Source organism: Pseudanabaena sp. BC1403 (assembly GCF_002914585.1).
Classification (GTDB): Bacteria; Cyanobacteriota; Cyanobacteriia; order Pseudanabaenales; family Pseudanabaenaceae; genus Pseudanabaena.
Genome location: NZ_PDDM01000010.1, coordinates 144,332 through 167,035 on the forward strand (window position 1 = coordinate 144,332; position 22,704 = coordinate 167,035).

Genomic DNA, 22,704 nt, shown 5'->3' on the forward strand with positions numbered 1-22,704 from the left:
CTAACAATTAATTTTGTGTATTTGCGGATATGTTCGCCAAATAGGAATTTCCAAGAGGTTCAAGCCTATTATTAACATGTTAACTTTATTATCTATATGTATGTGGGATTAATTACGCATCTGAAGTCTTCTTAAATTATGCCTACATTTACTAATGGCGATTTGCCAGACCACTCCAAAAAACTCGGAAATCCTGCAAATAAAGGGAAAGAGAAAAAAACAAAAGATGTTGGCAATGATTCTCTCAGCCTGCACCAAGCGATTTTAGACAGTGCTAATTACTCAATTATCGCGACAAATGTTGATGGAGTGATTTGTGCTTTTAATGCAACGGCTGAGCGTTGGCTTGGTTATTCAGCATCTGAGATGATTGGGAATTGTACTCCTGAACGCTTGCATGATTCTTTAGAAGTTCAACAACGGGCGATTGCCTTATCTGAAGAGTTAGGACAGATAATTTCCGTGGGATTTGAGGTGCTTATCGCCAAGGTGAAATTGGGAGGTACAGAAGAAAGCGCGTGGACATATATTCGTAAAGATGGATCAAGATTTCCTGTAATGCTATCCATTTCAGCATTGCGGAATGAAAAAAATCAGGTTTCAGGATTTTTAGCGATTGCCAATGATATTTCAAAAATCAAAAAATTTGAAGAAACTCTACGACTACAAGAACGGGCGATCGCCTCTAGCCAAAGTGGAATCGTGATCACAGATTGCCTCCGCCCCAACAATACAGTTGTCTATGTAAATTCTGCGTTTGAAAAAATCACAGGCTATAAAGCTAGTGAAGTAATCGGCAAAAATTGTCGCTTCTTGCAAGGAACTGACGTATTCCAACCTGAGAAAAACATTCTTAGGAATGCAATTAATAAAGGAGAATCTTGCAGTGTTGTGATCAGGAACTATCGCAAAGATGGCTCTTTATTTTGGAATGAATTAAATATTTCTCCTATATTTGACGAAATGGGTAAGTTGACTAATTTTATCGGTATCCAAACTGATATCACGTCACGGAAAGAAGCAGAGAAAGAATTAAAAAGGCAAATGCGGCTCACAGTATTACTTAATCGAATTACTGATGAAATTCGTCAAAGTCTTGATGTTAATAGCATTTTTCAAAAAGCCGCTCATCAAATCCAGCTAGCTTTTCGCGCCAGCCGTTGCCTCATTTATAAAATAGACTATGAAGATCAAAGCTCAGTTTTACAATCTCAAATTTCTCTAATGTCAGAGCACTTAGCTGACAAAATTTTTTCTGTAAAAGATATTGAATTACCGTTCTTAAATAGTGCTTTTGGGCAAAGAGTATCTAATCAAGATCAGTCGATCGCAATCACCAATGTTTATGCAGAGCAAGACTTGGGTGAGTTTGGGGAATTGTTCTATCGGATGCAACTGCGATCTCTATTAGTCATCCGCACTTCATCTCATGGATTGACCAATGGCATTATTTTATTGCACCATTGTAATAGCTTTCACGAATGGACAATTGAAGAAAAAGAGTTGATAGAAGCTGTGGCAAATCAAGTCAGTATAGCTCTATCGCAGGCAAATTTACTCATTCAAGAAACCCGTCAACGGGAACAACTACTCAAACAAAATGCGGAATTAGAAGAAGCCCGAATTATTGCAGAAACTGCCAATCGCTCAAAAAGTGATTTCTTAGCAACAATGAGTCATGAAATTCGTACTCCCATGAATGCAGTGATTGGGATGACGGGGGTCTTACTCGACACAAATTTAACTAAAGAACAACGTGAATTTGTGGAGATTGCTCGCAATGCGGGTAGTACATTACTAACGATCATCAATGATATTTTAGATTTTTCTAAAATTGAATCAGGGCATCTGGAATTAGAAGAGCAAACCTTTGATTTGCGAACTTGTTTGGAAGATACCATTGAGTTGCTATCATCTCAGGCATTTGACAAGAATATTGAACTTGATTATTTAATTCATCCTGATGTGGATTTGATTGTAATCGGTGATATGGCTCGTTTAAGACAGATTTTGGCAAATTTGATTGGTAATGCGATCAAATTTACTAGTCGTGGTTCTGTGAATATTTCGATTACACAAATACTCATTTCACATTATTTACGCTGCAAACTCAGTGATCATCATGAAGAAACGCAGTTATTAAGAACTTTACAATTTGCTGTTAAGGATACGGGGATTGGTATTCCTAGCGATCGCTTGCATAGATTGTTTCACCCTTTTAGCCAAGTTGATGCCTCAACTACAAGGCAATATGGTGGTACTGGACTAGGACTGGCGATCAGTAAGCGTCTATGTGAAATCATGGGCGGCACAATGTGGGTAGACAGCAATGTTCAGGAAGGTTCTACCTTTTACTTTACGATTACGGCTCCCGTAAATGTTTGCGGACAGCCTTCGACCATCAGTACTTCACCGACCTCGCCGCGATCGCCACAATCAATCAGTCAAAATATCTCTCAGGGTTTAACAAATAAGGGATTAGCAAATAAGTCAAATACGTCTCGAATTTATACAGGTTTACAAAAGCCAAGTTTTGTATTTGATCCCCACATGGCAAAGAATCATCCACTGCGGATTTTGCTAGCTGAGGACAATGTTATTAATCAAAAAGTTGCTATACATATTTTGCAACGTATGGGCTATCAGGCGGATGTGGCGACTAATGGGTTAGAGGTAATATCTGCGCTTTCACAGCAATCTTATGACTTGGTGTTTATGGATATGCAAATGCCAGAGATGGATGGGCTTGAAACTACTCGAGCGATCGAACAAAATTGTCAAAATGGTAAAATCATATCTAAACCAAGGATTGTGGCAATGACCGCCAATGCCATGCAAGGCGATCGCGAGATCTGTCTAGCGGCAGGTATGGATGACTATCTTAGCAAACCAATCAATAACTCGGAACTTGTGCGGGTGTTAGCAGAATGCCCATCAGTTAAGTCAAGTGACCCTATGACCATAGCTTCAATAAACATGTCTACGCTTCTTGAAGCGGCCGTAGACATCGGTGGCGAAGATCCAGAATTTTTGATAGAACTAATCGACAGTTATTTAGATAATTCACAATCCCTCCTCCAAGAGTTATATACTAGTTTTGCGCAGAAAAATTTTGAGGTGATGTTGCTGGCTGTTCATACCTTAAAATCTAGCAGTAGTGTAATTGGTGCTAAAGATCTAGCAACTCTATGCCGTGAATTGGAAACAAATCTGCGCAATCACAAATATGAGGAATTAGATATCAAAATCAATAAAATTACTGATGAATATACAAATGTTAAATCTGAATTAGAACATGAAAAATATCACTAAGAGATTCAGGTAGACGCATATCTGTTAATGTCAATTTCACCGTCAACCATGTAATGACAATCGATGATAGTAGCGATCGCAATAAGCATCCAAGTCTAACAATAAGCCAAAACATAAATATTAGTGAGTCATCATCTAAACCTCCATTAGTTTTAATTGTAGATGATGACTCGTTTATGCGAAAAATTTTGGTGCGTTATTTGGAACGCGAAAATTATCGTGTGGTTGAGGCGAATGATGGCATGGAGGCTTTAAAAATTTATCAAGAATGTCAACCAGATATAATTTTACTGGATGCAATGATGCCAGTTTTGGATGGATTTGAATGTTGTTCTCAGATTCAAAAATTGCCTAATGGTGATCATACTCCAATATTAATTATTACCGCCCTTGAAGATCGGGAGTCCGTAGATCGCGCCTACGAGGTGGGGGCTTCGGACTATGTAACTAAGCCAATTCACTGGGCTGTCTTGCGCCAAAGGGTTCGCCGTTTGCTCGAACAAGCTAATCTGCATCAGCAGCTTGAATCTGCCAATCAACAATTAGCAGTTGTTGTCCAAGAATTAAGAAGATTGGTCTCCATTGATGGCTTGACTCAAGTAGCTAATCGTCGCTGCCTAGATGAATATCTGGAACAAGAATGTAAGCGATCGCAAAGAGAACAAATCCCGCTTTCATTGGTGTTATGCGATATCGACTTTTTTAAAAACTATAACGATAATTACGGACATCAGGAGGGCGATCGCTGCTTACAGGAAATCGCCCAAGCAATTAGTAAATCCACCAATCGTCCTGCAGATTTGGTAGCTCGCTACGGTGGGGAAGAATTTGCAATTATTTTGCCGAATACCGATGCCGAAGGAGCGCTGAATGTGGCGATTAGGGCTACAGAAATTGTGCGATCGCTACAATTGCCACATGCTTTCTCTAAAGTTGCCAATCATGTGACGATTAGTTGTGGGGTTGCAACACTTTTGCCAACTCATGGGTTTGAAATGATTCATTTAATCAAATCAGCTGATCGTGCTCTATATCTCGCCAAAGCCGAAGGTCGAAATTGTGTTAGGCAAAATGCATATGTCCCAGAGTAATAGTGTGGGGCGGCGCGAAGCGCCACCTCACACCATTGGGGCAGCAATTCTCATTATAAAAATCAGTTGTTTGAAAGCCCGCCGCTGGCGGGCTTTCAAACAACTGATTTTGGTGTGTCCAGCGCCTTCGGTGCTGGACACACCAAAATCAGTTTCATAATGAGAATTGCTGCTATTGGGGGCAAAAATCGCGACGTTCTCGAAAATATGGTACGGTCATAGCTGAATGCTATATGACTAAACTACGGTAATCGCATAATTTTATGGAATGGCATATTACGGACGCACAAAGCCTAGCAATAATCGACAACGAGATTGGTGAACACTCACTTTCACCAGCCGAATATGAAATTGTGCGCCAAGTAATTTATGCAACCGCAGATTTTGAGTATAAAAACCTTGTCAGGTTCTCTGAACACTCATTACAAGCAGGAGCAACTGCCCTCGCTACGCGCACCACAATTATCGTCGATGTGCCAACTGTACAAGCGGCAATCTTTCCGAAAATCTGCGACACTTTTGCGAATCCCATTTATTGCGGTGTAGAAGCAATCACTCGTCCCCAGAAAGGTAAAACGCAAGCGGCTTGGGGGATTGAGACCCTAGCAAAACGTTATCCTGAAGCAATTTTTGTGATCGGCGAGTCTCAAACAGCATTGGCAACTTTGGTGGATTTGATCGAGATGGAAGATGTCAAGCCTGCGCTGGTGATTGGTACTCCTGCTGGGTTTATTGATACTGATGTTATCAAGTCTCGCTTAAATGATTCGTTAATTCCCCATATTCGCGTCGATGGGCGTAAAGGCAATGCGATCGCGGCGGCAGCCATATTCAATTCTCTGGTCAGTTTGGCATGGCAAGCCTACGGCAATAAATAATCTAGACAAACATGAATGTGTTTGTCTAGATCTTATGACCAGATAATGCCTGACAAATTTGCCTCTTGCGTCATCATTCCATCAGTAACAGTGTCAGACATTTTTGATTTACTTAAGTTCGCTTTATAGAAATTCACGCGACTAAGATCAGAGCCTTGGAGATTAGCACTCGTTAGGTCAGCTTCACTCAAATCAGCATCACAGAGACTTGCTCCATACAAACTTGCAAATGTCAGATCAACCTCAGAGAGCATCGCTTTGTTCAGATTTGCACCATTGAGACTCGCCCGACTGAGATCAGCCCGTTGCAACATGGCTTCATTGAGACTCGCACCAAATAATCTTGCATCCCTGAGAATCGCCTCACTCAGATCGGCACGATTTAACTTTGTTTTGCCCATATTTGCACCTGTAAGTTTGGCTCGGGGCAATTTTGCTTTGTTAAGAATTGCTCCATATAAATTCACCCCATAAAGTCTGGCATCACTAAGATTAGCTTCGCTAAGATCAGCTTCTCCTAAATCAGCACCACTAAAATTGGCGTTGACGAGATTGGCTCGATAGAGCTTAGCACCATTAAAGTCTGCCCCATTTAGCTTGGCGTTGCTTAAATTTGCACCATAGAGACTGGATTCACTTAGATTTGCACCACTTAGGTCGGCATGACTGAGGTCAATACCATTCATATCAGTTCTGCTGAGATTTACTCCCGCAAAGTTGCGACGACCCACATAGTAGCTATTGATTAGCTCACTGACTTCCATTAAGTTTTCACCATTTTTTAATAAATAAACCTTTCCCGCCCGAAGAATAGGTGTTATACCAAAACACAAAGTGGCGCAGCCACTTTTGTTTTTAAAACCCTTACAGGGTTTGGTTTTTAATTCACAGAAGTGTTGTCACACTTTTGTGAATTGGTATTATAGAATGAATAATTATTGGCTTGTGGCAAAGCTGCACGCCAATAATTATTATTCACTGGGAAGGGAATAAGATATAGCTCACAGCACTATATCTTATTCATTGTTTTCATCCATTTCTGCTTCCATTGCTTCTAAAATCTCTTGTTCTTGCGCTGTAAAATCTTCCTCGCTAATATCACCAAGATCAAACTTTAGTTGCAAAGTAGTGAGCCTTTTTTGAAGATTTTCAGTTTTTTCTAACTCAGTAGTTGCCCTTTCTTCGATTTGTTCAGCGATCCAGACTAATCCGTCAAGGGGTGCTGTCAGTAGTTGCCATATCATTGGGAAATGTACTCCTTAAATTCCTGATTTCGGGCTGTCGTACTTTAAGTAGCGCAGCGTAATTAAAAGCCCAAAATCAAGATCTGTACTGCCCGATTAGCAGGCGGTACAGATCTTGAGGTTTTGTATTTAATTACGCTGCGTTACTTAGTAAGAGAGCCTAATAAACTAAACCTATGTTAAGTGTTGCCTACCAATATGGGGTGCGCCCCCTGTTATTTTCACTCGATCCTGAAGCTGCTCATCATTTCGCGATCGCTACTTGTCGTCGCATTAGTGAGTCACCAACACTACAAGCGATCGCTAAGTCCACCTTTTACTATAGCGATTCGCGTCTATCACAAACCCTTTGGAACCTCAAGTTTGAGAATCCCGTCGGCTTAGCAGCAGGTTTTGATAAAAATGCGGAAGCGATTGGCGCATGGGAACATCTGGGATTTGGATTTGCAGAAGTGGGGACAATTACCGCCCATGCTCAGTCTGGCAATCCACAGCCACGTTTGTTTCGACTGCCCAGCGATCGCGCAGTTTTAAATCGGATGGGGTTCAATAATCGCGGTGCAGCAGCAACGGCGACTGATCTCAAAAATTATTTGCAAACCCATAAACTGAGTATTCCCCTTGGCATTAATCTTGGCAAATCCAAAATCACGGAGATAGCCGACGCAAAACTAGACTATGCCGAGAGTTTGCGATCACTGTACGATTTTGGTGATTATTTCGTAGTCAATGTCAGTTCCCCGAATACGCCCAATTTGCGCGATCTGCAAGCTACTGATCAGCTATGCGCGATCCTCGCTGAATTAAATCCGATTAATACAGCTAACAAACCGATTTTAGTAAAAATTGCCCCAGACTTAAATGATGCTGACATTGTGGAAGTCGTCAAAGCGAGTCAAGCCTATGGCGTAGCAGGAATTATCGCGACAAACACGACGATTTCACGGCAAAACTTAACGACTACGCATTTGTCTATTACTGGTAAACCTGTCACCGAGGAAGCAGGTGGAATTAGTGGTCAACCTGTACGCGATCGCTCTTTACAAGTAATCAATCTAATCTGGCAAACCACGCAAGGAAGTTTACCAATCATCGGTGTGGGCGGCATTTTCACGGCAGAAGATGCGTGGCAAAAGATTACGGCGGGTGCAGCGATCGTGCAGGTTTATACGGGCTTAATTTATGAGGGGCCAATGATCGTCAAGAAGATCTTGCAAGGTTTGGTTGCCAAGCTAGAAGCGCATGGCTTAGATAATATTCAACAAGCGATCGGGCTGTCTCACAAATAAACTTAAACATAAAGAGGGCGGCGCATAGCGCCGCCCTCTTTATGTTTAAGTTAGAGCGGCTGCGCCACCAACTACTTCTAGAATTTCTTGAGTAATCGCGGCTTGACGGGCTTTGTTGTACTGCAAAGTCAGGGACTTAATTAGGTCGCCTGCATTTTCAGTCGCATTGTTCATTGCGGTCATCCGTGCGGCAAGTTCGCTCGCTACGGATTCTTGCAAAGCACGCAGGATTTGATTGCTCAGATACAGAGGTAACAAAGCATCAAGGATTTGTTCAGGATTTTGTTCAAAGAGCAATTCCTTCGGCAATTCCTTGACGGTAATTTCCCTTTTTTCGCGCTCGACTTGGAATTTGCCACCACGAGTAATTAGGCGGAAAATTTCATCGTCTTGAGGCTCTAGTCCTTGAGGCTCAAGGGGCAATAGAGTTTGGAGAACAGGACGAGAGCTAATCAGGGATACAAAACGGGTATAGATCAACTCTACGCGATCAATCACACCGCCCAAAAATGCTGAGGTAATTTCATCACCGATCGCATTAGCTTCGGCCGCATTAGGAATTTGGTTTAAGCTAACGAACTTAGCGGCGATCGGTTCCTCACGACGGGCAAAGTATTGCGCCGCCTTACGACCGACCAAAATAAAGGTGTAATTAAGACCTTGTGCTTTTAGCTCTTTAGCACGGGCTTCAGCGCGGCGAATAATGGTTGAGTTATAGCCACCACAAAGGCCGCGATCGCCTGAAATCACCAGAAGACCAACGGTTTTAACAGGACGTTTTTCGAGTAAAGGCAGACTGACATCCTCAAAGGAGATGCGTTGCTGGAGACGATATAGGACTTGAGCGAGGCGATCGGCAAAAGGACGAGTTGACAAAACTTGCTGCTGAGCGCGTCTGACCTTTGCGGCTGCGACGAGACGCATTGCTTCAGTTATCTTGCGAGTATTCTTAACAGTGCCGATGCGATCGCGGATGGATTTGAGGTTAGCCATGAAACTAAATTGCTACTTGCTATTGAATACTATGGAAAATTTGGAATATCACAGAAGACACTTAAGTATCCTAAGTATCTTAATAAAAAATTGCGCCTTCAAACCGCAAACTAATGTATATCCTTGAAATTGATTAGCATGGTAATAAATCTGCGTCAGCAGATTTATTACCAAAAATTTGCCAATAACCTTTTAATCCCTTGATATGATCGCCTCTTCACCTTCTTTTAACCCAATTTTCACGATAAATAGCTTAAACCCTGATATTACTGAACCATCAGATGATCTGCTCGAAATTGCAGGGCGTAAGTTCCGATCTCGCTTAATGACTGGCTCAGGAAAATATGCCAACTTCGAGGTAATGCGTCAGGCGATCATTGCCAGTGGCTGCGAGATTGTGACTGTGGCGGTGCGCCGTGTGCAAACTAATGCGGCAGGCCACGAAGGACTTGCTGAAGCTATCGATTGGAGCAAATATTGGCTTTTGCCGAATACTGCTGGCTGTCAGACTGCGGAGGAGGCTGTGCGTGTGGCACGACTGGGGCGCGAGATGGCAAAGATTTTGGGTCAGGAAGATAATAATTTTGTCAAGCTTGAAGTAATCCCTGATCTCAAATATTTACTCCCCGATCCCCTTGGTACTTGTAAAGCTGCGGAACAGTTAGTTAAAGAAGGTTTTGCAGTTTTACCCTATATCAACGCCGATCCCCGCTTGGCAAAAACTCTCGAAGAAATTGGTTGTGTAACCGTAATGCCTCTCGGATCGCCAATTGGTTCAGGGCAAGGTATTAACAATGCCGCAAATATCGCGATCATCATCGAAGAATCCCAGATTCCCGTCGTGGTCGATGCTGGTATCGGAGTTCCGAGCGAAGCATCAGCGGCGATGGAAATGGGCGCATCAGCCTTATTGGTCAATACTGCGATCGCTTGTGCGAATAACCCAGTAGCAATGGGACGAGCGATGGGCATGGCAACTGAAGCAGGTCGCGCCGCCTATCTATCAGGAAGGATTCCTGTAAAAGCATATGCGAGTGCCAGTTCACCGATGACAGGACTAGTTTCATAAAAAATAGGGTTGCATAGCAACCCTATTTTTTATGAAAAACATAAAGCCCAAAAGATAAGTGGCGGTGCGAAGCACCGCCACTTATCTTTTGGGCTTTGCAAAACTTACATTGTTATGGCTGCAAACGTTTAAGTATCTTTGTCCATATTCTTAGCGATCGCAGTTTCAGCACTTGCCAATAATCTAATTCGGGAATATTGCTTTGATATAACTGCTTGTGATCAAAAAATTCGTTTAGCTCTTCAAGAATTACCTGTAGCCGCATCAGGATATTTTCAGCACGATATTCATCTAATACAGTTGGCGATAAAGACAATTTTTGATTGGTTTGAATTACCCTAAGAATGCGATGCATATCAAACTCTAGTGAGTATCCTGCAATCTTGTAACAGTTGAAAGCAGGATCTAAATAATCAGATAAGCCATGATTGACACTAGAAAAAACTTGACAGCCACAAGCCAGAGCTTCCATTGGCTGCAAGCCGAATCCTTCGGTTACATTCTGCACAGCCCAATATTCTGCTGAGTCGTAGAGATAAACCTTCGCACGATTAAATAATCCTTCCAGATCTTCAACATAATGATCAATTACTTCTACTCGACATTGCTTTTGCAAAGCAGGAATTAATTGGTTCATCAAATAACTTGAGGATTTTCGTGCCTGCACCAGCACATCAATATCGCGATCGCTCCAATGACTATTTTCTTGATTTTGAAACTTACTGGAGATCTCGTTTGGCAAATAATAAATTAACGAATGTGGCGATCGCTGTCCCCAATAGCCGAGAGTATTTCGACTAACCGTAATAATCGGCACGCTCGCTGGTAAATTAAAGTCATAACCTGCGCTATGGGCGTGATAAATCGCATTCAAACGCTTTAACTTTGGCGCAAGTTTAACAACATCAAATCCCCAGCTCATCACAAAAATTGCATCATCTAAAGCTCGAAACGTATCATCTGAATCCAATAAATCATCCAGCCAAAGATGCTCTTTTTCGCGCTGGCGATAGGTGACGACTTCCGCAGCACAAACTTTTTTGACTAATTCCAAGGTTTTTAGCTCTGCCCACAACCCGCCGCAAGCAAATTTATTTGTAGTTCCTGGCAGCAAAAAGTATAGTCTTCTCATTTAGCAAGCTCAAATATCAGGCTCAAATCCTTGTTAAACAAGTTTAGGTTAAAAGAGATAACCATCAAAAAACTTCACTGGAGCTTTCTGCCCTTGTGGATTATAGCCACATCACTGAGTTACGCGGGGGGTGGCAAAATTAGCGCCTCTGTCACAGACTTCATAACTGGTGATTTTGGGGTGTTTTTAAGTTTTGCAGTGATGAGCCTCGCGATCGCAGTATCCCAGTGGTTAGTGATCAGGCAATATATTCGGGGTGTTGGATGGTTGTGGACAACTTTAGTGGGTGGTGCTGTGGGCGGCTCGCTAAGTTCTTGGGCAAGCTTTCAGTTGGCTGTCACCTATGGCGATGCAGTTGATTTATTGATGATATATGCTTGTTTACGGGGATTTTCAACTGGATTTGTGCAATGGATGCTAATTAAACAGTATTTTAAACAATCAGGCTGGTGGATTGTGGGGACTACGGCGAGCTGGTATGTGGGTGTAATGGTGGGTAGTTTGTTGATCACCAAACTGGGATATTTTTTAACACTTGTTGTTGGCGCGATTTACGGATTGCTGACAGGGTGTGTTTTATTGATGCTTTTCTGGGGTCGCAGAAAATAAAGCTAAACTAAACTATAAGTAACTCAACAAAATTAAAAACTCAAAACCAAAATCTTTACCGCCCACTACACGGGCGGTAAAGATTTTGGGGTTTTATATTTAATTTTGCCTAGCGACTTAAGTTCAATTCTCAGCTCATAAATAGATCAGGCATGGCACTTTTTACACTGCGATCGCTCCGCAAAGATTTTGGCATCAAGGAAATCCTCAAGGATGCTAGCTTTAGCCTTGATGAAGGCGACAAAGTGGGTTTAATCGGCACAAATGGGTCAGGAAAATCCACATTACTCAAAATGATTGCAGGGTTAGAGCATAGCGATGGCGGCGAGCTTTGGGTAAATTCCAGCGCCAAAATTATCTATTTACCGCAGCAACCTGATTTAAACGAAGAAAATACGGTCTTAGAACAAGTATTTGCCGATAGTGGCGAACAGATGGCTCTAGTCAAGGAATACGAAGAAATTTCCGATAAGCTAACTCATGGACATGGGGATCAAGATCGCTTGCTAGAGCAGTTATCACGAGTATCAGAACGAATGGATCAGACTGGTGCTTGGGATTTGGAGACCAATGCCAAAATTGTCTTGACTAAATTAGGAATTGACGATCTCGAAGCGAAAATTGGCAGTCTTTCGGGTGGATATCGCAAACGGATTGCGATCGCCTCAGCATTACTCTCTGCTCCTGACGTTCTTCTGATGGATGAGCCGACTAACCATCTTGACGCGCTCTCGGTGGAATGGTTACAGAGCTATCTCAATCGCTATCGTGGCGCATTATTGCTGATTACTCACGATCGCTATTTTCTAGATCGTGTTACCAATCGCATTATTGAAATTGATCGCGGCGATCTGTATTCCTATTCAGGCAACTATTCCTATTATTTAGAGAAAAAAGCTGAAGCGGAAGACTCGGCACAGAGTACACAACGCAAACATGCGGGACTATTGCGGCGGGAATTGGAATGGCTAAAAAAAGGGCCAAAGGCTCGTAGTACCAAACAAAAAGCTCGTATCGATCGCGCTCATGATTTGCAAGCAATGGAATTTAAACAAGCCAATGCTAAGGTCGATATCACTACCGCAGGGCGGCGCATTGGCAAAAAGGTTGTGGAACTGGATCGCATTTGCAAATCCTATGGCGATCGCACCCTGATCAAAGATTTTTCCTATAACTTCACGCCTGAAGATCGCATCGGCATTATTGGCAGCAATGGCGCAGGCAAATCCACGCTGATGAACATGATCATCGGCAAGTTGCAGCCCGATGCAGGCACTGTAGAAATTGGTACGACGATCCATTTCGGCTATTTCGATCAACATTCTGACGATCTGGCTGAACATGGTAATCAGCGCGTGATTGACTATCTCAAAGATGTCTCTGAACTAGTCAAGACATCGGATGGGAGCATCATTACTGCTTCGCAAATGTTAGAGCGGTTCCTCTTCCCTGGTAATACGCAATATGCTCCGATCAATAAACTTTCTGGCGGCGAAAAGCGGCGCTTATTTCTCCTTAAGGTCTTGATGGCGGCTCCGAATGTCTTGATCCTCGATGAACCGACTAATGACCTCGATGTGCAGACTCTCGCTGTATTAGAAGAATATCTTGAAGACTTTAATGGCTGTGTAATTGTCGTATCCCACGATCGCTATTTTCTTGATCGCACGGTCGAAATGGTATTTTCTTTTGAGCCAGAAGGTGAAGTTCGCTTATATCCTGGGAATTATTCTATTTATTTAGAATATAAAAAAGACGAAGCTGAGAAAGAATCTAATAGCGCAAAATTGCAAGCAAATAAAGTTGGTAAAGACCAGAAATCAAGTAACGTTACACAATCTGTGACTGCAACTTCTAAACCCCAAACTGAACCAAAAAAACTTTCACAACTCTCTTACAAAGAAAAACGCGAGTATGAGGAACTAGAAGCAAAAATCCCCAAACTGGAAGCAGAAAAGACCCAGACCGAGAAGAAGCTCTATCACAATGCGCCTACTGGTCATACGGAATTACAGAAACTTTCCGATCGTTTAGCAGAATTAACTGTGGCGATCGATAAATCTACTGAGCGTTGGCTAGAACTTGCCGAGCGTTTATAGATTGTCTATCACTAATGTTATGCCAATTCACAAAAGTGTGACAACACTTCTGTGAATTAAAAACACAACCCCGTAAGGGTTTTAAAAGCGCAAAATGGCGTAGCCATTTTGTGTTTTGGTATTACGTGGAATCTTTTGCTGTTAACTGTGCAGGGCAACTATGGGGGATTGCGCTTACCTGAAAATATAGATGTAGGGACAGTGGGTATTGCCTGCCAGCGACAAACTCATTTAAAAAACTCTGTAGTTTATAGTTGCAGTCACTTGTCTTAGGACAAATTAAAACCCAAGAATTGATTTGCGGCGCTTCGCGCCGCAAATCAATTCTTGGGTTTTATGTTCTAGTACACTTGGCGATAGCTATAGCAATTCACAAAAGTATCGACACACTTTTGTGAATCGAAATTCAAACCAATCATGGGTTTTAAAAACACAAAATAGCGTAGCTATTTTGTGTTTTGGTATTATTATGTAATTCATGCATCACTCATATCCGAAATCGCAATATCTTACTTAATATTCAGTATTTGTTTCGATTTTATGTGTTTATAAAACTTGCCACTAAGTGTCTATCCGCTATATTTGTTATAGCTTTCGCAAAATGTATTTGAGCATAAAAATAATCCTTAAAATAGCAACGCCATTTTAAGGATTCCCCAAGCTTTACGAGCGAACAAACAAATAGCTTCACCCAAAAAATAGCCTTGACTAATAACCCCCCATCAACCCAAACAGCACCTAATAGCTCAAGGTGGAAGCTGCCTCTTTTGGGGATAGAACTTAATAATCCTCGCTATTGGATTGAGGTGATCGGCATCGCGATCGCCTATTTTGGATCCTCTTGGATAATTGCTAATACTATCCCTAGACTCTATGGTCCTTCTCCTGTCTGGCCAGGAGCAGGGTTTAATGTGGGGTTACTTTTGGCGTTTGGACGCTCACGATGGTTAGGTGTTTTTTTAGGCATCCTATTTTTTAACCTTCATAAAAACTGGTTAACAGTTTTAATTCCAGCATTAGGAGCAAGTATTGGCTCCACCATTGGCACATTGATCACCGTTTCACTGATTTTAAGATTTACGCGCACAACTTACCCCTTCCATCAAGTTCGTCATGTAGTTGTGTTTTCTCTTTGTTCCCTATTTAGTGGAACCATCTTCCAAACCATTACTGGTACTGGCATATATATTCTCACTAAACGATATGAGGGGGATTTCCTAAAAGATTATTTCTTGCCATGGTGGATTGGCGATTCGATCGGGGTATTGATTTTTGCGTCTATAGTCCTAACATGGCTGCGATCGCATCGAGACAATAAGATCAAATCTTGGCTGAATTGGGAAGTAGTTATTGCTATAAGTAGTTTAATCTTAGTTGCCTATTTCTCTTTTTATGAAAGCCAACCTATAGAATATTTGCTATTACCGCCATTGCTCTGGTCAGCTTTTCGTTTTGGGGCAAAGATAACTACCTTGCTGATCATGATTGTTAGCATGACAGCCTCTATAGCAACAGCATCTAAGTTTGGAGTTTTTTATAAAGCTATAGGCAAGGGAGATTCGCTGTCATTACTGCAAATCTTTATGGGCGTGATCGCGTTGACGACAATGATCACTATTGCCATTGTGGAAGAAAACCGTATAGCAAACTTGAATTTACAAAGAGCTAATGCCGATCTAGAGCAAAGGGTGCTTGAGCGCACTAGTGCTCTGCGTCAAAGTGAAGCCAATGCGCTAGAACTAGCCTCTAAAGCGGAATCCGCCAATCAAGCTAAAAGTGCTTTCATTGCTAACATGAGTCATGAACTGCGATCGCCACTAAATGCAGTGCTTGGATTTTCGCAGATGATGATGAGAGCGAAGAATTTAGCAACTGAGCATTATGAAAGTGCCAGTATTATTAATCGAAGTGGGGATTACTTATTAACTCTTATCAATAATATTCTTGACTTGTCAAAAATCGAAGCAGGCAAGACTACTTTAAATCTACAAACTTTCGATCTCAAGCATTTGTTGGATGATATTGAAGATATGTTTCATCTTCGCGCAATAAATGCGGGGCTAAATCTTTTCTTCGAGTGCGATTCCAATGTACCGCATTGTATTTACACTGATGAAATTAAATTGCGTCAAGTTCTAATCAACTTGATTGGCAATGCGCTTAAATTCACTAAACATGGATCGGTTTTGATTCATGTAACGAATGTCAATACGCCAATTAACGAATCCAAAGATATTCAAGATCCATCAAATCCAAAACTCATTCTCAATTTCAGTGTTAGTGATACAGGAGTTGGTATTGCAGCTGAAGAATTATCTGAATTATTCGTATCTTTTTCTCAGGCTCAGGCTGGACGCGAAAAGCAAGAAGGTACAGGTTTAGGCTTAGCAATTAGCCGTAGGTTTGTGCAGTTGATGGGTGGTGAGATCTCAGTCACTAGCGAACTTGGCAAAGGCTCAACTTTCCAATTTCAGATTCACGCCCAACAAGGTAAAGAATTAGTGAGCGACCCTACTGAAAAAAGACGAGCCTTAGCCATTGCTCCCGATCAACCCAATTACAAAATCCTTGTCGTTGATGATAAACCTGTGAATTGCCAATTATTAGTCAAGTTACTAACTCCTATGGGTTTTGAAGTCCAAGAAGCTAGCAATGGACAAGAGGCGATCGTAATCTGGGATCAGTGGGAACCACACTTAATCTGGATGGATATGCGAATGCCAGTCATGGATGGCTATGAAGCGACAAAATACATTAAGTCCACGGTTAAAGGCAACGCTACAGCCGTGATTGCCCTAACCGCCAGTGTATTAGAAGAAGAAAAAGCGATCGTGCTTTCAGTAGGGTGTGACGACTTCATCCGTAAGCCATTTAGAGAACAAATAATTTTTGATACTCTTGCCAAACATCTTGGCGTAAAGTATATTTACGAAAATATTCAGCATCATAAGCATGAAGCCGATTTTCCTTCAGAAATATTGCTAAATTCCGAAAACTTAAAAGTTATGCCAGATAGCTGGATTATGCAATTATATAGATCATCCCTTGAAGCTGATAAAAATATTGTTATAAACTTAATTGGGCAAATTCCAGAAAACGAAACTTTCTTAGTGCGATCGCTAACTAAATTGGCGCGTAATTACCAATTTGAGAAATTAATTGATCTCACCGAACCGTTACTCTCAAAGCATATTGAATAGCGCTTTGCGCTCTGATTACATTGGCAACATTAATGAGCTATAACCATTCATTAGAACTAACGGGGAATATTCTCTTAGTAGATGATCTCCCAGAAAATTTACAACTATTAAGTGACTTACTAGTTACGCTTGGATATAGTGTCCGAAGTGTAACTAGTGGACGGATGGCTCTTAAAACTGCGAAGGTAAAACGGCCAGATCTGATTCTTTTAGATATCAAGATGCCAGAGATGGATGGATATCAAGTCTGCCAAGCTCTCAAAGAGGATATTGATTTACGAGATATTCCTGTAATTTTTATCAGCTCTTTAGATGATGTCTTTGATAAAGTAAAAGCTTTTTGGTCTGGAGGCGTTGATTATATTTGCAAACCTTTTCAGAGCGAGGAGGTATTGGTCCGTCTCGAAAACCAATTGACAATTCAGCGCCAGAAACGGTTATTGCAGGACGAAATCGCTAGGCACAAAGAAACTGAAGAAATGTTGTATCAATCGAGGGCTTTAGTCACTAGCGTTTTAAATAGTGTATCCGATGGTATTGCGGCGATGCAGGCAGTTCGCGATCCGATTACAGGCAACATTATAGATTTTCGTTGCTTAGTCTTGAATCCGATGATATCGAGAATGTTCGATCGCTGCCGTGAAGATTTAATTGGGAAATTAGTGCTGCGGCGATTTCTAGAAAAGTTTAACCGCCAACTATTTGATCGGATAGTTAATGTTGTTGAGACTGGGGAGAATCTAGATGAAGAAGTATACTACTCTTTAGAGCCTAAGGGCTGGTATCAGGTCATAGTCGTCAAGTTAGGCGATGGATTTACAATTATGATCAGAGATATTTCTGATATAAAGAAGCTCGAATGAACTACCCCGCCGCGAGCGGACGGGGTATCAGACTCAAAAAAGACTCAGTTGCTCATCCCTCTGTGCAACTTGAGATATTCCTTTCCTTGATTCTTTACGTAACTAGCTATCATATCTTCATCTCCCTGCCTTCCTACCGTACTTGCAAAATATCCATCACTCCAAAACTCTCCTCCCCATAACTTTTGTTTTACTTGAGGACATCTCTTAAAAACTTCCCTTGCTGTCAGACTCTTTATCATCGTTACTAGTTTGGTCACACTATACGTTGGTACTGACTGCACTAAAAAATGTACATGATCTTTATCCACACCTATTTCTACAAATTTAATCTCATATCGTTTCTCTATGTCTAAACACACTTCCCGCTAAATTTCATCGACTTGCTCATCGAATACGGCTTTTCTATACTTTGCTGGAAATACTAGGTGGTATAGCAATATCGTTACGTTATGACTTTTGTGTATGTACTCACTCATTCTTTTATCTTACGCCGCAGAGCGGCGGGGTATTTACCCTCGTTGTTAAAATAAAAAAGTTGCAGCGCTTCGCGCTGCAACTTTTTTATTTGCGAAACAAATGCGATCGCATTTGTTTCGCTACAAGATCAGGATGTTCAGCTTGCATTAAGGCGCGAACTACGGCTACACGCTTAGCACCTGCTGCGATCGCCTCTTCTAAATTATGTTCATCAAGTCCACCGATCGCAAACCAAGGGATTTTGATATTCTCAGCAGCATAATTGACATATTCATGACCAGAAGCAGCTTTGTTCGGCTTTGTGGGTGTCGCATGGACTGGACCAACACCCACATAATCCACTTGATTATTCAGCGCAATTTCTAGTTCATGAGGATTAGTGGTTGACTGTCCAATGATGTATTGCGATGCATCGCCACCATTTGCATTTAAGATCTGGCGCACTGCGGAAACTGGCAAATCTGTTTGCCCTACATGGATACCATCGGCTCCCACTGCGATCGCAATATCAACGCGATCGTTGACTAGAAATAAAGCATCGTATTTATGGCAAATTTCGCAAAGTTGTTGGGCGATCGCATAGCGAGTTCCATCTTCACCATCTTTTTGTCGATACTGCACGATCTGCACACCGCCTTGCAAAGCTGACTCCACAACTGACGCTATATTATCGACAGGCATGGTTACCAAATATAAACTTGCCGCTTGCAACTTTTGGCGGCGAATTTCACCAATATTATTCTCCTCATGTTTGAGTAATTGACTTTCGAGGGTATAGACCCGATAGCGCATTTGTTTCATCGCCTCTCCAAAATTGGGATCGACGACTTTGCCATATTCTTCTAAAACCCTTAGCGCCTCTTGCAAGCGCCCCATATTTGCTCTGATGACTGCTTGGACATCCGCACGACTAACTTCATTAGCATGACTTAAACCCGTTGCAGGATCGTCAGGAGTATTACGGGCACGGCGAAACTCTATCCTGTGCCATTGCGCGAGTTCTTGACGCATTTGCTTGCAGCGATCGCACAAGTTCACCTCTTCCAAACCAAAACGACACCATTCTTCGATGGTTCGTAAAGCTTCACGGGCGCGATCGAGGTTGGCATCAAGGATGCGATAGATGATTTGTTGAGACATAAAAAACCATATTAAAAGGTGCGTGCTTCACACGCACCTTTTAATATGGTTTTTTATTAGAAGGGGCGAGCGAAGCACGCTCCTTCTAATATATTCATTTTAGGGATCAAAATTCAAAGTCAAAGGCAGGTTCGGCGCGTAACTTGCCTAAGCCAAGTTCTTTATCGTCGATGAGCTTGATTTCGTAGTAGCCCAAAATATGATGCGGTGCTGGATTGCCACGCGATGCACCAGTAATCCCCATCGCAATAATTACACAGATATTGCCCTTGGTATTTTTGGCTCGTTGTTTCCAGCGCTTGTGGTGTTCAGCATTGAGAGTGGATTTATCAAATTCACCAAATAGATGTAAATCATCATTTCCCATCACCATTAAGCCAAGCTGACAAGCATTACCAAAGATATCTTCGGCGGGATTGAAACATAAAGACTGGATACCATCAAAACTATTGATTTGATCGATTAATTCCAGTGCTTTGGGGCGTGAAGTCTGGATCATCAGCCCTGGGAGACCTTCCCCTTTTTTGGTAGGTGCGATCGCTGAAATTGCCTCAGAAAACTGATGGTGAATATCAACATTGCGTAAAAAATCCACCTGCTCCCAAGGGATCGTCATCATATGGATCAGGGCATTATCTGGCCAAAGATCTTCATTGATTAGTGGTGAATCGTCATCATCGTCATCCTCTTCGACTAACTGATGTAACTCATTAGCTAGATCGGGCATGGTTTTAACGACAACCTTAATCGCCTCTTCAACGTCGCTATCGAGACTGGGCGCATAAATCGTGTAAGTGCCTGAGAGTTTACCAAAATTGGAGTTCAAGCGCTTATGGTATTGTTCCCAAAAGTTATTTAGGGCTTCTAGGGCAACTGTTAATGCGATCGCCTCTTCCTCATAGAGATACGGTCTACCACCTTCAAGGGGATGCAAAGCGCCATAGATTGGCTTCATCGGTGTAGTTGCTGTAGGTAATGCCCTAACCTTGCCCCGAAATGGAAATGGGGGAAAGTCATCTTCCATTTCCAACTCAGGCGTTTCAAAAAGATTGAACAGACAGTCTTGATGTAAAAAAGTCTCTTCGATCTCATCTTCAGAGCTGCCTGAGACAATACGTTGTCGAAATTTTACCAACGACTCTTCAGAGCGATAAAAAATTACACCCTGCTCTAACCCCATTTTGCCCATGACGATCGCATAAAGAGTGTCGAGATCCCAACGATCAAGTTTGATTGAAATTACCTGATGATCCCAAAGTATATTCCAAGGTGTATTTCGCCATAGCTGCTCGGATTGTTTATGTAAAGCCGCCGCAAACCTTTCTGGGACAACGGGCGGATTTGCTGTAAAACTTTCCAAAATATGCGAGAAGATCTCGTCAATTAATGGCAGGCGTTCAACATATTCAACAGATATTCCTAAATCCTGTAAAACACCGCGCAAATAAAACTGGAGTTCGCGATCGCACACCAAAATTTTATGAGGCAAGGTTGGCTGGGCAGGACTTTGGGGATGTTCGATCGCTTGCAACAAAGCGCGGACAAAGGCTTCTTGTCCTACAGCTGATTCAACTACGTCCATAGAACGCACCATCCCCATCGAACCATCTACCCACAAAATGCAATGGGGCTTAGACTCTTCATCATGACCATGAAGAGGAATAATGTTGGAAGATTCTTGCGGTTGGCGGATCTTAGCTGGTAAAGCTCGACGATCACCTTCCCAAACCGCAGATGAATGCTTGAGTTTTTTAAGGCGACGAAGAGTAGATCGGTTTAGCGTAGTCATCGAAAATTTTCTCTAGATTTGCCACTCCTCAAGAAATTTATCAGAGTGCATTGATCGATTTAACTACGATATGGTTAGAAATTGCTAGATTTGATTAGAAATTGTATCAATCGTTAGTTAGAAATTAGGCTGAAGAGATATAGCAATCTGGATTTTCTAGGTTTTAGCGATACAATAAATAACAAGGAAGTTTTTAAAAGTGTTGCTTTGCAACACTTTTAAAAACTTCCTTGAATATCTTTTGCTTGCAAAAGGCTGTAAAAAATAACTCTAATTATATTTCTGCATTTTTATGGACGAGCTAAAACCGATTCTCAATGAGTTCTTAGGGCAACCCGTTGCATTTTTTGGTGGACTCGTTTCGGGCTTTCTTAAGCTCGATCTCCAACAAGATCCTTTAAAGGGTTGGCTAGAAAAGCAAGGAGCGACACCGAGCACGGTCGCGTCTAATAGCAGTAACAGCAAAAATGACGGGCCGCAATCTATTTCGATTGACTAAACAAAATCTTAATAATCAAGAAAATAGAGGAAGTGCAAAGCACTTCCTCTATTTTCTTGATTGCCACAATATTAGACAATAGGAATAGCGCGAGCGCTACCCCTATTGTTTATGAAATATGGCTTATGTGGTTTCCCTATCTCTTGCTTGCGATCGCCTATCTTTTAGGATCTTTCCCTACGGGTTATTTGGTAGGGCGGATGGCGGGTATTGACATTCGTGAACTTGGCTCAGGCTCGACAGGAGCAACGAATGTATGGCGCAATGTCGGCAAGTTTGCAGGAATCAGTGTATTTGTGACCGATTTTGCTAAGGGCGCGATCGCAATTTACATGATGCAATCAGCAAATTACCTGCAAACACTCTTGGCTTCAACTTTTGGGTATACTCAATCGCCAATTACCGATAATTTATCGCTGTTCGTGATCGGAGCTGGGATGCTTGCCCTAATTGGTCACAGTCGCCCTGTTTGGTTAGGGTTTAAGGGTGGTAAGTCAGTAGCGACGGGTGTGGGGGTTTTGTTTATGTTGAATTGGATTGTCGCGATCGCGGCTTTTAGCGTTTGGCTTGCAACTATGGCAATTTGGCGCACAGTTTCGATTAGCTCTATTGCTGCTGCCGCTGCTGCCCCAGTCTTGATGTGGATATTGCAAGGGAATATTTTTTATTCAAGTTTTGTAACCGTGGGATGCATCTTTGTAATTTGGTTACATCGTTCAAATATCGAGCGCATTCTCAATGGCACGGAGTTCAGCTTTAAGTCTGACTCAAAAGCTTAAAAGAAGAAGCTAATGGCGGAGCAAAGTACTTTAACTAGCTACTTCTTTGTATTAGCAATCTAGTACAAAAACTCAAATAAGCAAACAGTGTATAAGTTTAACTGAACAAATCTTCTCATTTCAGCAATTCTCATTTTATATAGCAATGTAACCCACATTCCGCTCCCAAAAAGAAGCGCAAAATAATTAGAATAGGAAAAAAGCAAGGATAGAAACAGGAGGGAGATATCAGAAACGA

The 22,704-nt window shown here is 41.9% G+C and carries 16 protein-coding genes and 2 pseudogenes; 11 read left to right on the forward strand and 7 right to left on the reverse strand.

The features are described 5' to 3' along the window. The first annotated feature begins 138 nt into the window (after positions 1 to 138). The 3 genes from CQ839_RS11270 to CQ839_RS11280 all read left to right on the forward strand — a co-directional run bounded on the left by CQ839_RS11270 (position 139) and on the right by CQ839_RS11280 (position 5,281). Positions 139 to 3,312, forward strand: coding sequence for a PAS domain S-box protein (locus tag CQ839_RS11270; RefSeq protein ID WP_103668377.1), 3,174 nt, complete (start codon positions 139 to 141; stop codon positions 3,310 to 3,312). Positions 3,313 to 3,365: 53 nt separating this feature from the next. Further along, positions 3,366 to 4,403, forward strand: coding sequence for a PleD family two-component system response regulator (locus CQ839_RS11275; protein WP_103668378.1), 1,038 nt, complete (start codon positions 3,366 to 3,368; stop codon positions 4,401 to 4,403). A 263-nt stretch (positions 4,404 to 4,666) separates the two neighbouring features. Beyond that, positions 4,667 to 5,281, forward strand: coding sequence for a precorrin-8X methylmutase (locus tag CQ839_RS11280; RefSeq protein WP_103668379.1), 615 nt, complete (start codon positions 4,667 to 4,669; stop codon positions 5,279 to 5,281). 32 nt (positions 5,282 to 5,313) lie between these two features. Here CQ839_RS11280 and CQ839_RS11285 read toward each other — a convergent pair whose 3' ends face one another. Both CQ839_RS11285 and CQ839_RS11290 read right to left on the reverse strand, forming a co-directional pair. Further along, positions 5,314 to 6,045 (reverse strand): pentapeptide repeat-containing protein, encoded by a 732-nt coding sequence (locus CQ839_RS11285; RefSeq protein ID WP_103668380.1) that lies wholly within the window; start codon positions 6,043 to 6,045, stop codon positions 5,314 to 5,316. Between the two features lie 252 nt (positions 6,046 to 6,297). Next, positions 6,298 to 6,525 (reverse strand): gas vesicle protein GvpG, encoded by a 228-nt coding sequence (locus CQ839_RS11290; protein WP_103668381.1) that lies wholly within the window; start codon positions 6,523 to 6,525, stop codon positions 6,298 to 6,300. Positions 6,526 to 6,701: 176 nt separating this feature from the next. Between CQ839_RS11290 and CQ839_RS11295 the strand changes: the two genes are divergently transcribed. After that, positions 6,702 to 7,814 carry a quinone-dependent dihydroorotate dehydrogenase gene (locus CQ839_RS11295; protein WP_103668382.1) on the forward strand — a complete coding sequence of 371 codons (1,113 nt, stop codon included), beginning with the start codon at positions 6,702 to 6,704 and terminating at the stop codon, positions 7,812 to 7,814. 45 nt (positions 7,815 to 7,859) lie between these two features. Here the strand turns inward: CQ839_RS11295 and CQ839_RS11300 are convergent, their stop codons facing one another. Then, entirely contained in the window at positions 7,860 to 8,807 is a 948-nt protein-coding gene (locus CQ839_RS11300; RefSeq protein ID WP_103668383.1) for a F0F1 ATP synthase subunit gamma, read from the reverse strand. Between the two features lie 268 nt (positions 8,808 to 9,075). Here CQ839_RS11300 and CQ839_RS11305 point away from each other — a divergent pair. Next, positions 9,076 to 9,876: pseudogene (locus CQ839_RS11305) on the forward strand (thiazole synthase); the annotation flags it as partial. A gap of 112 nt (positions 9,877 to 9,988) precedes the next feature. Here CQ839_RS11305 and CQ839_RS11310 read toward each other — a convergent pair. Beyond that, positions 9,989 to 11,008 carry a glycosyltransferase gene (locus CQ839_RS11310; protein ID WP_103668384.1) on the reverse strand — a complete coding sequence of 340 codons (1,020 nt, stop codon included), beginning with the start codon at positions 11,006 to 11,008 and terminating at the stop codon, positions 9,989 to 9,991. Between the two features lie 93 nt (positions 11,009 to 11,101). Here CQ839_RS11310 and CQ839_RS11315 point away from each other — a divergent pair, with 93 nt between their 5' ends. The 4 genes from CQ839_RS11315 to CQ839_RS11330 all read left to right on the forward strand — a co-directional run bounded on the left by CQ839_RS11315 (position 11,102) and on the right by CQ839_RS11330 (position 17,779). Then, positions 11,102 to 11,617 (forward strand): hypothetical protein, encoded by a 516-nt coding sequence (locus CQ839_RS11315; RefSeq protein ID WP_146048728.1) that lies wholly within the window; start codon positions 11,102 to 11,104, stop codon positions 11,615 to 11,617. Between the two features lie 152 nt (positions 11,618 to 11,769). Then, on the forward strand, positions 11,770 to 13,716 hold the full coding sequence (locus CQ839_RS11320) for an ABC-F family ATP-binding cassette domain-containing protein (RefSeq protein WP_103668386.1): 1,947 nt from the start codon (positions 11,770 to 11,772) through the stop codon (positions 13,714 to 13,716). 704 nt (positions 13,717 to 14,420) lie between these two features. Further along, on the forward strand, positions 14,421 to 16,916 hold the full coding sequence (locus CQ839_RS11325) for an MASE1 domain-containing protein (protein WP_258040700.1): 2,496 nt from the start codon (positions 14,421 to 14,423) through the stop codon (positions 16,914 to 16,916). Positions 16,917 to 16,948: 32 nt separating this feature from the next. Next, positions 16,949 to 17,779, forward strand: coding sequence for a response regulator (locus CQ839_RS11330; protein ID WP_103668388.1), 831 nt, complete (start codon positions 16,949 to 16,951; stop codon positions 17,777 to 17,779). Positions 17,780 to 17,823: 44 nt separating this feature from the next. On the opposite strand, the pseudogene tnpA reads toward CQ839_RS11330, so the two are convergent. The 3 genes and pseudogenes from tnpA to CQ839_RS11345 form a co-directional block, all read right to left on the reverse strand. Continuing rightward, positions 17,824 to 18,258 (reverse strand): annotated as a pseudogene (gene tnpA / locus CQ839_RS11335) (IS200/IS605 family transposase). A gap of 85 nt (positions 18,259 to 18,343) precedes the next feature. Beyond that, a complete protein-coding gene (locus tag CQ839_RS11340; protein WP_103668389.1) occupies positions 18,344 to 19,399 on the reverse strand; it encodes a thiamine phosphate synthase in 1,056 nt (351 codons plus the stop codon). A 106-nt stretch (positions 19,400 to 19,505) separates the two neighbouring features. Next, a complete protein-coding gene (locus CQ839_RS11345) occupies positions 19,506 to 21,188 on the reverse strand; it encodes a DUF6930 domain-containing protein (RefSeq protein WP_103668390.1) in 1,683 nt (560 codons plus the stop codon). 292 nt (positions 21,189 to 21,480) lie between these two features. Here CQ839_RS11345 and CQ839_RS11350 point away from each other — a divergent pair, with 292 nt between their 5' ends. Next, positions 21,481 to 21,687 (forward strand): hypothetical protein, encoded by a 207-nt coding sequence (locus CQ839_RS11350; RefSeq protein WP_181016177.1) that lies wholly within the window; start codon positions 21,481 to 21,483, stop codon positions 21,685 to 21,687. A 125-nt stretch (positions 21,688 to 21,812) separates the two neighbouring features. Next, a complete protein-coding gene (gene plsY, locus CQ839_RS11355; protein ID WP_181016178.1) occupies positions 21,813 to 22,466 on the forward strand; it encodes a glycerol-3-phosphate 1-O-acyltransferase PlsY in 654 nt (217 codons plus the stop codon). Positions 22,467 to 22,704: the final 238 nt, after the last annotated feature.

Bases quoted from the DNA above. Each gene is read 5' to 3' on its own strand.
- CQ839_RS11320 (WP_103668386.1), top strand. From the start codon at position 11,770: ATGGCACTTTTTACACTGCGATCGCTCCGCAAAGATTTTGGCATCAAG.
- CQ839_RS11310 (WP_103668384.1), bottom strand. From the start codon at position 11,008: ATGAGAAGACTATACTTTTTGCTGCCAGGAACTACAAATAAATTTGCT.
- CQ839_RS11295 (WP_103668382.1), top strand. From the start codon at position 6,702: ATGTTAAGTGTTGCCTACCAATATGGGGTGCGCCCCCTGTTATTTTCA.
- CQ839_RS11350 (WP_181016177.1), top strand. From the start codon at position 21,481: ATGGACGAGCTAAAACCGATTCTCAATGAGTTCTTAGGGCAACCCGTT.
- CQ839_RS11300 (WP_103668383.1), bottom strand. From the start codon at position 8,807: ATGGCTAACCTCAAATCCATCCGCGATCGCATCGGCACTGTTAAGAAT.
- CQ839_RS11340 (WP_103668389.1), bottom strand. From the start codon at position 19,399: ATGTCTCAACAAATCATCTATCGCATCCTTGATGCCAACCTCGATCGC.
- CQ839_RS11270 (WP_103668377.1), top strand. From the start codon at position 139: ATGCCTACATTTACTAATGGCGATTTGCCAGACCACTCCAAAAAACTC.
- CQ839_RS11280 (WP_103668379.1), top strand. From the start codon at position 4,667: ATGGAATGGCATATTACGGACGCACAAAGCCTAGCAATAATCGACAAC.
- CQ839_RS11285 (WP_103668380.1), bottom strand. From the start codon at position 6,045: ATGGAAGTCAGTGAGCTAATCAATAGCTACTATGTGGGTCGTCGCAAC.
- plsY (WP_181016178.1), top strand. From the start codon at position 21,813: ATGTGGTTTCCCTATCTCTTGCTTGCGATCGCCTATCTTTTAGGATCT.
- CQ839_RS11290 (WP_103668381.1), bottom strand. From the start codon at position 6,525: ATGATATGGCAACTACTGACAGCACCCCTTGACGGATTAGTCTGGATC.
- CQ839_RS11345 (WP_103668390.1), bottom strand. From the start codon at position 21,188: ATGACTACGCTAAACCGATCTACTCTTCGTCGCCTTAAAAAACTCAAG.
- CQ839_RS11275 (WP_103668378.1), top strand. From the start codon at position 3,366: ATGACAATCGATGATAGTAGCGATCGCAATAAGCATCCAAGTCTAACA.
- CQ839_RS11330 (WP_103668388.1), top strand. From the start codon at position 16,949: ATGAGCTATAACCATTCATTAGAACTAACGGGGAATATTCTCTTAGTA.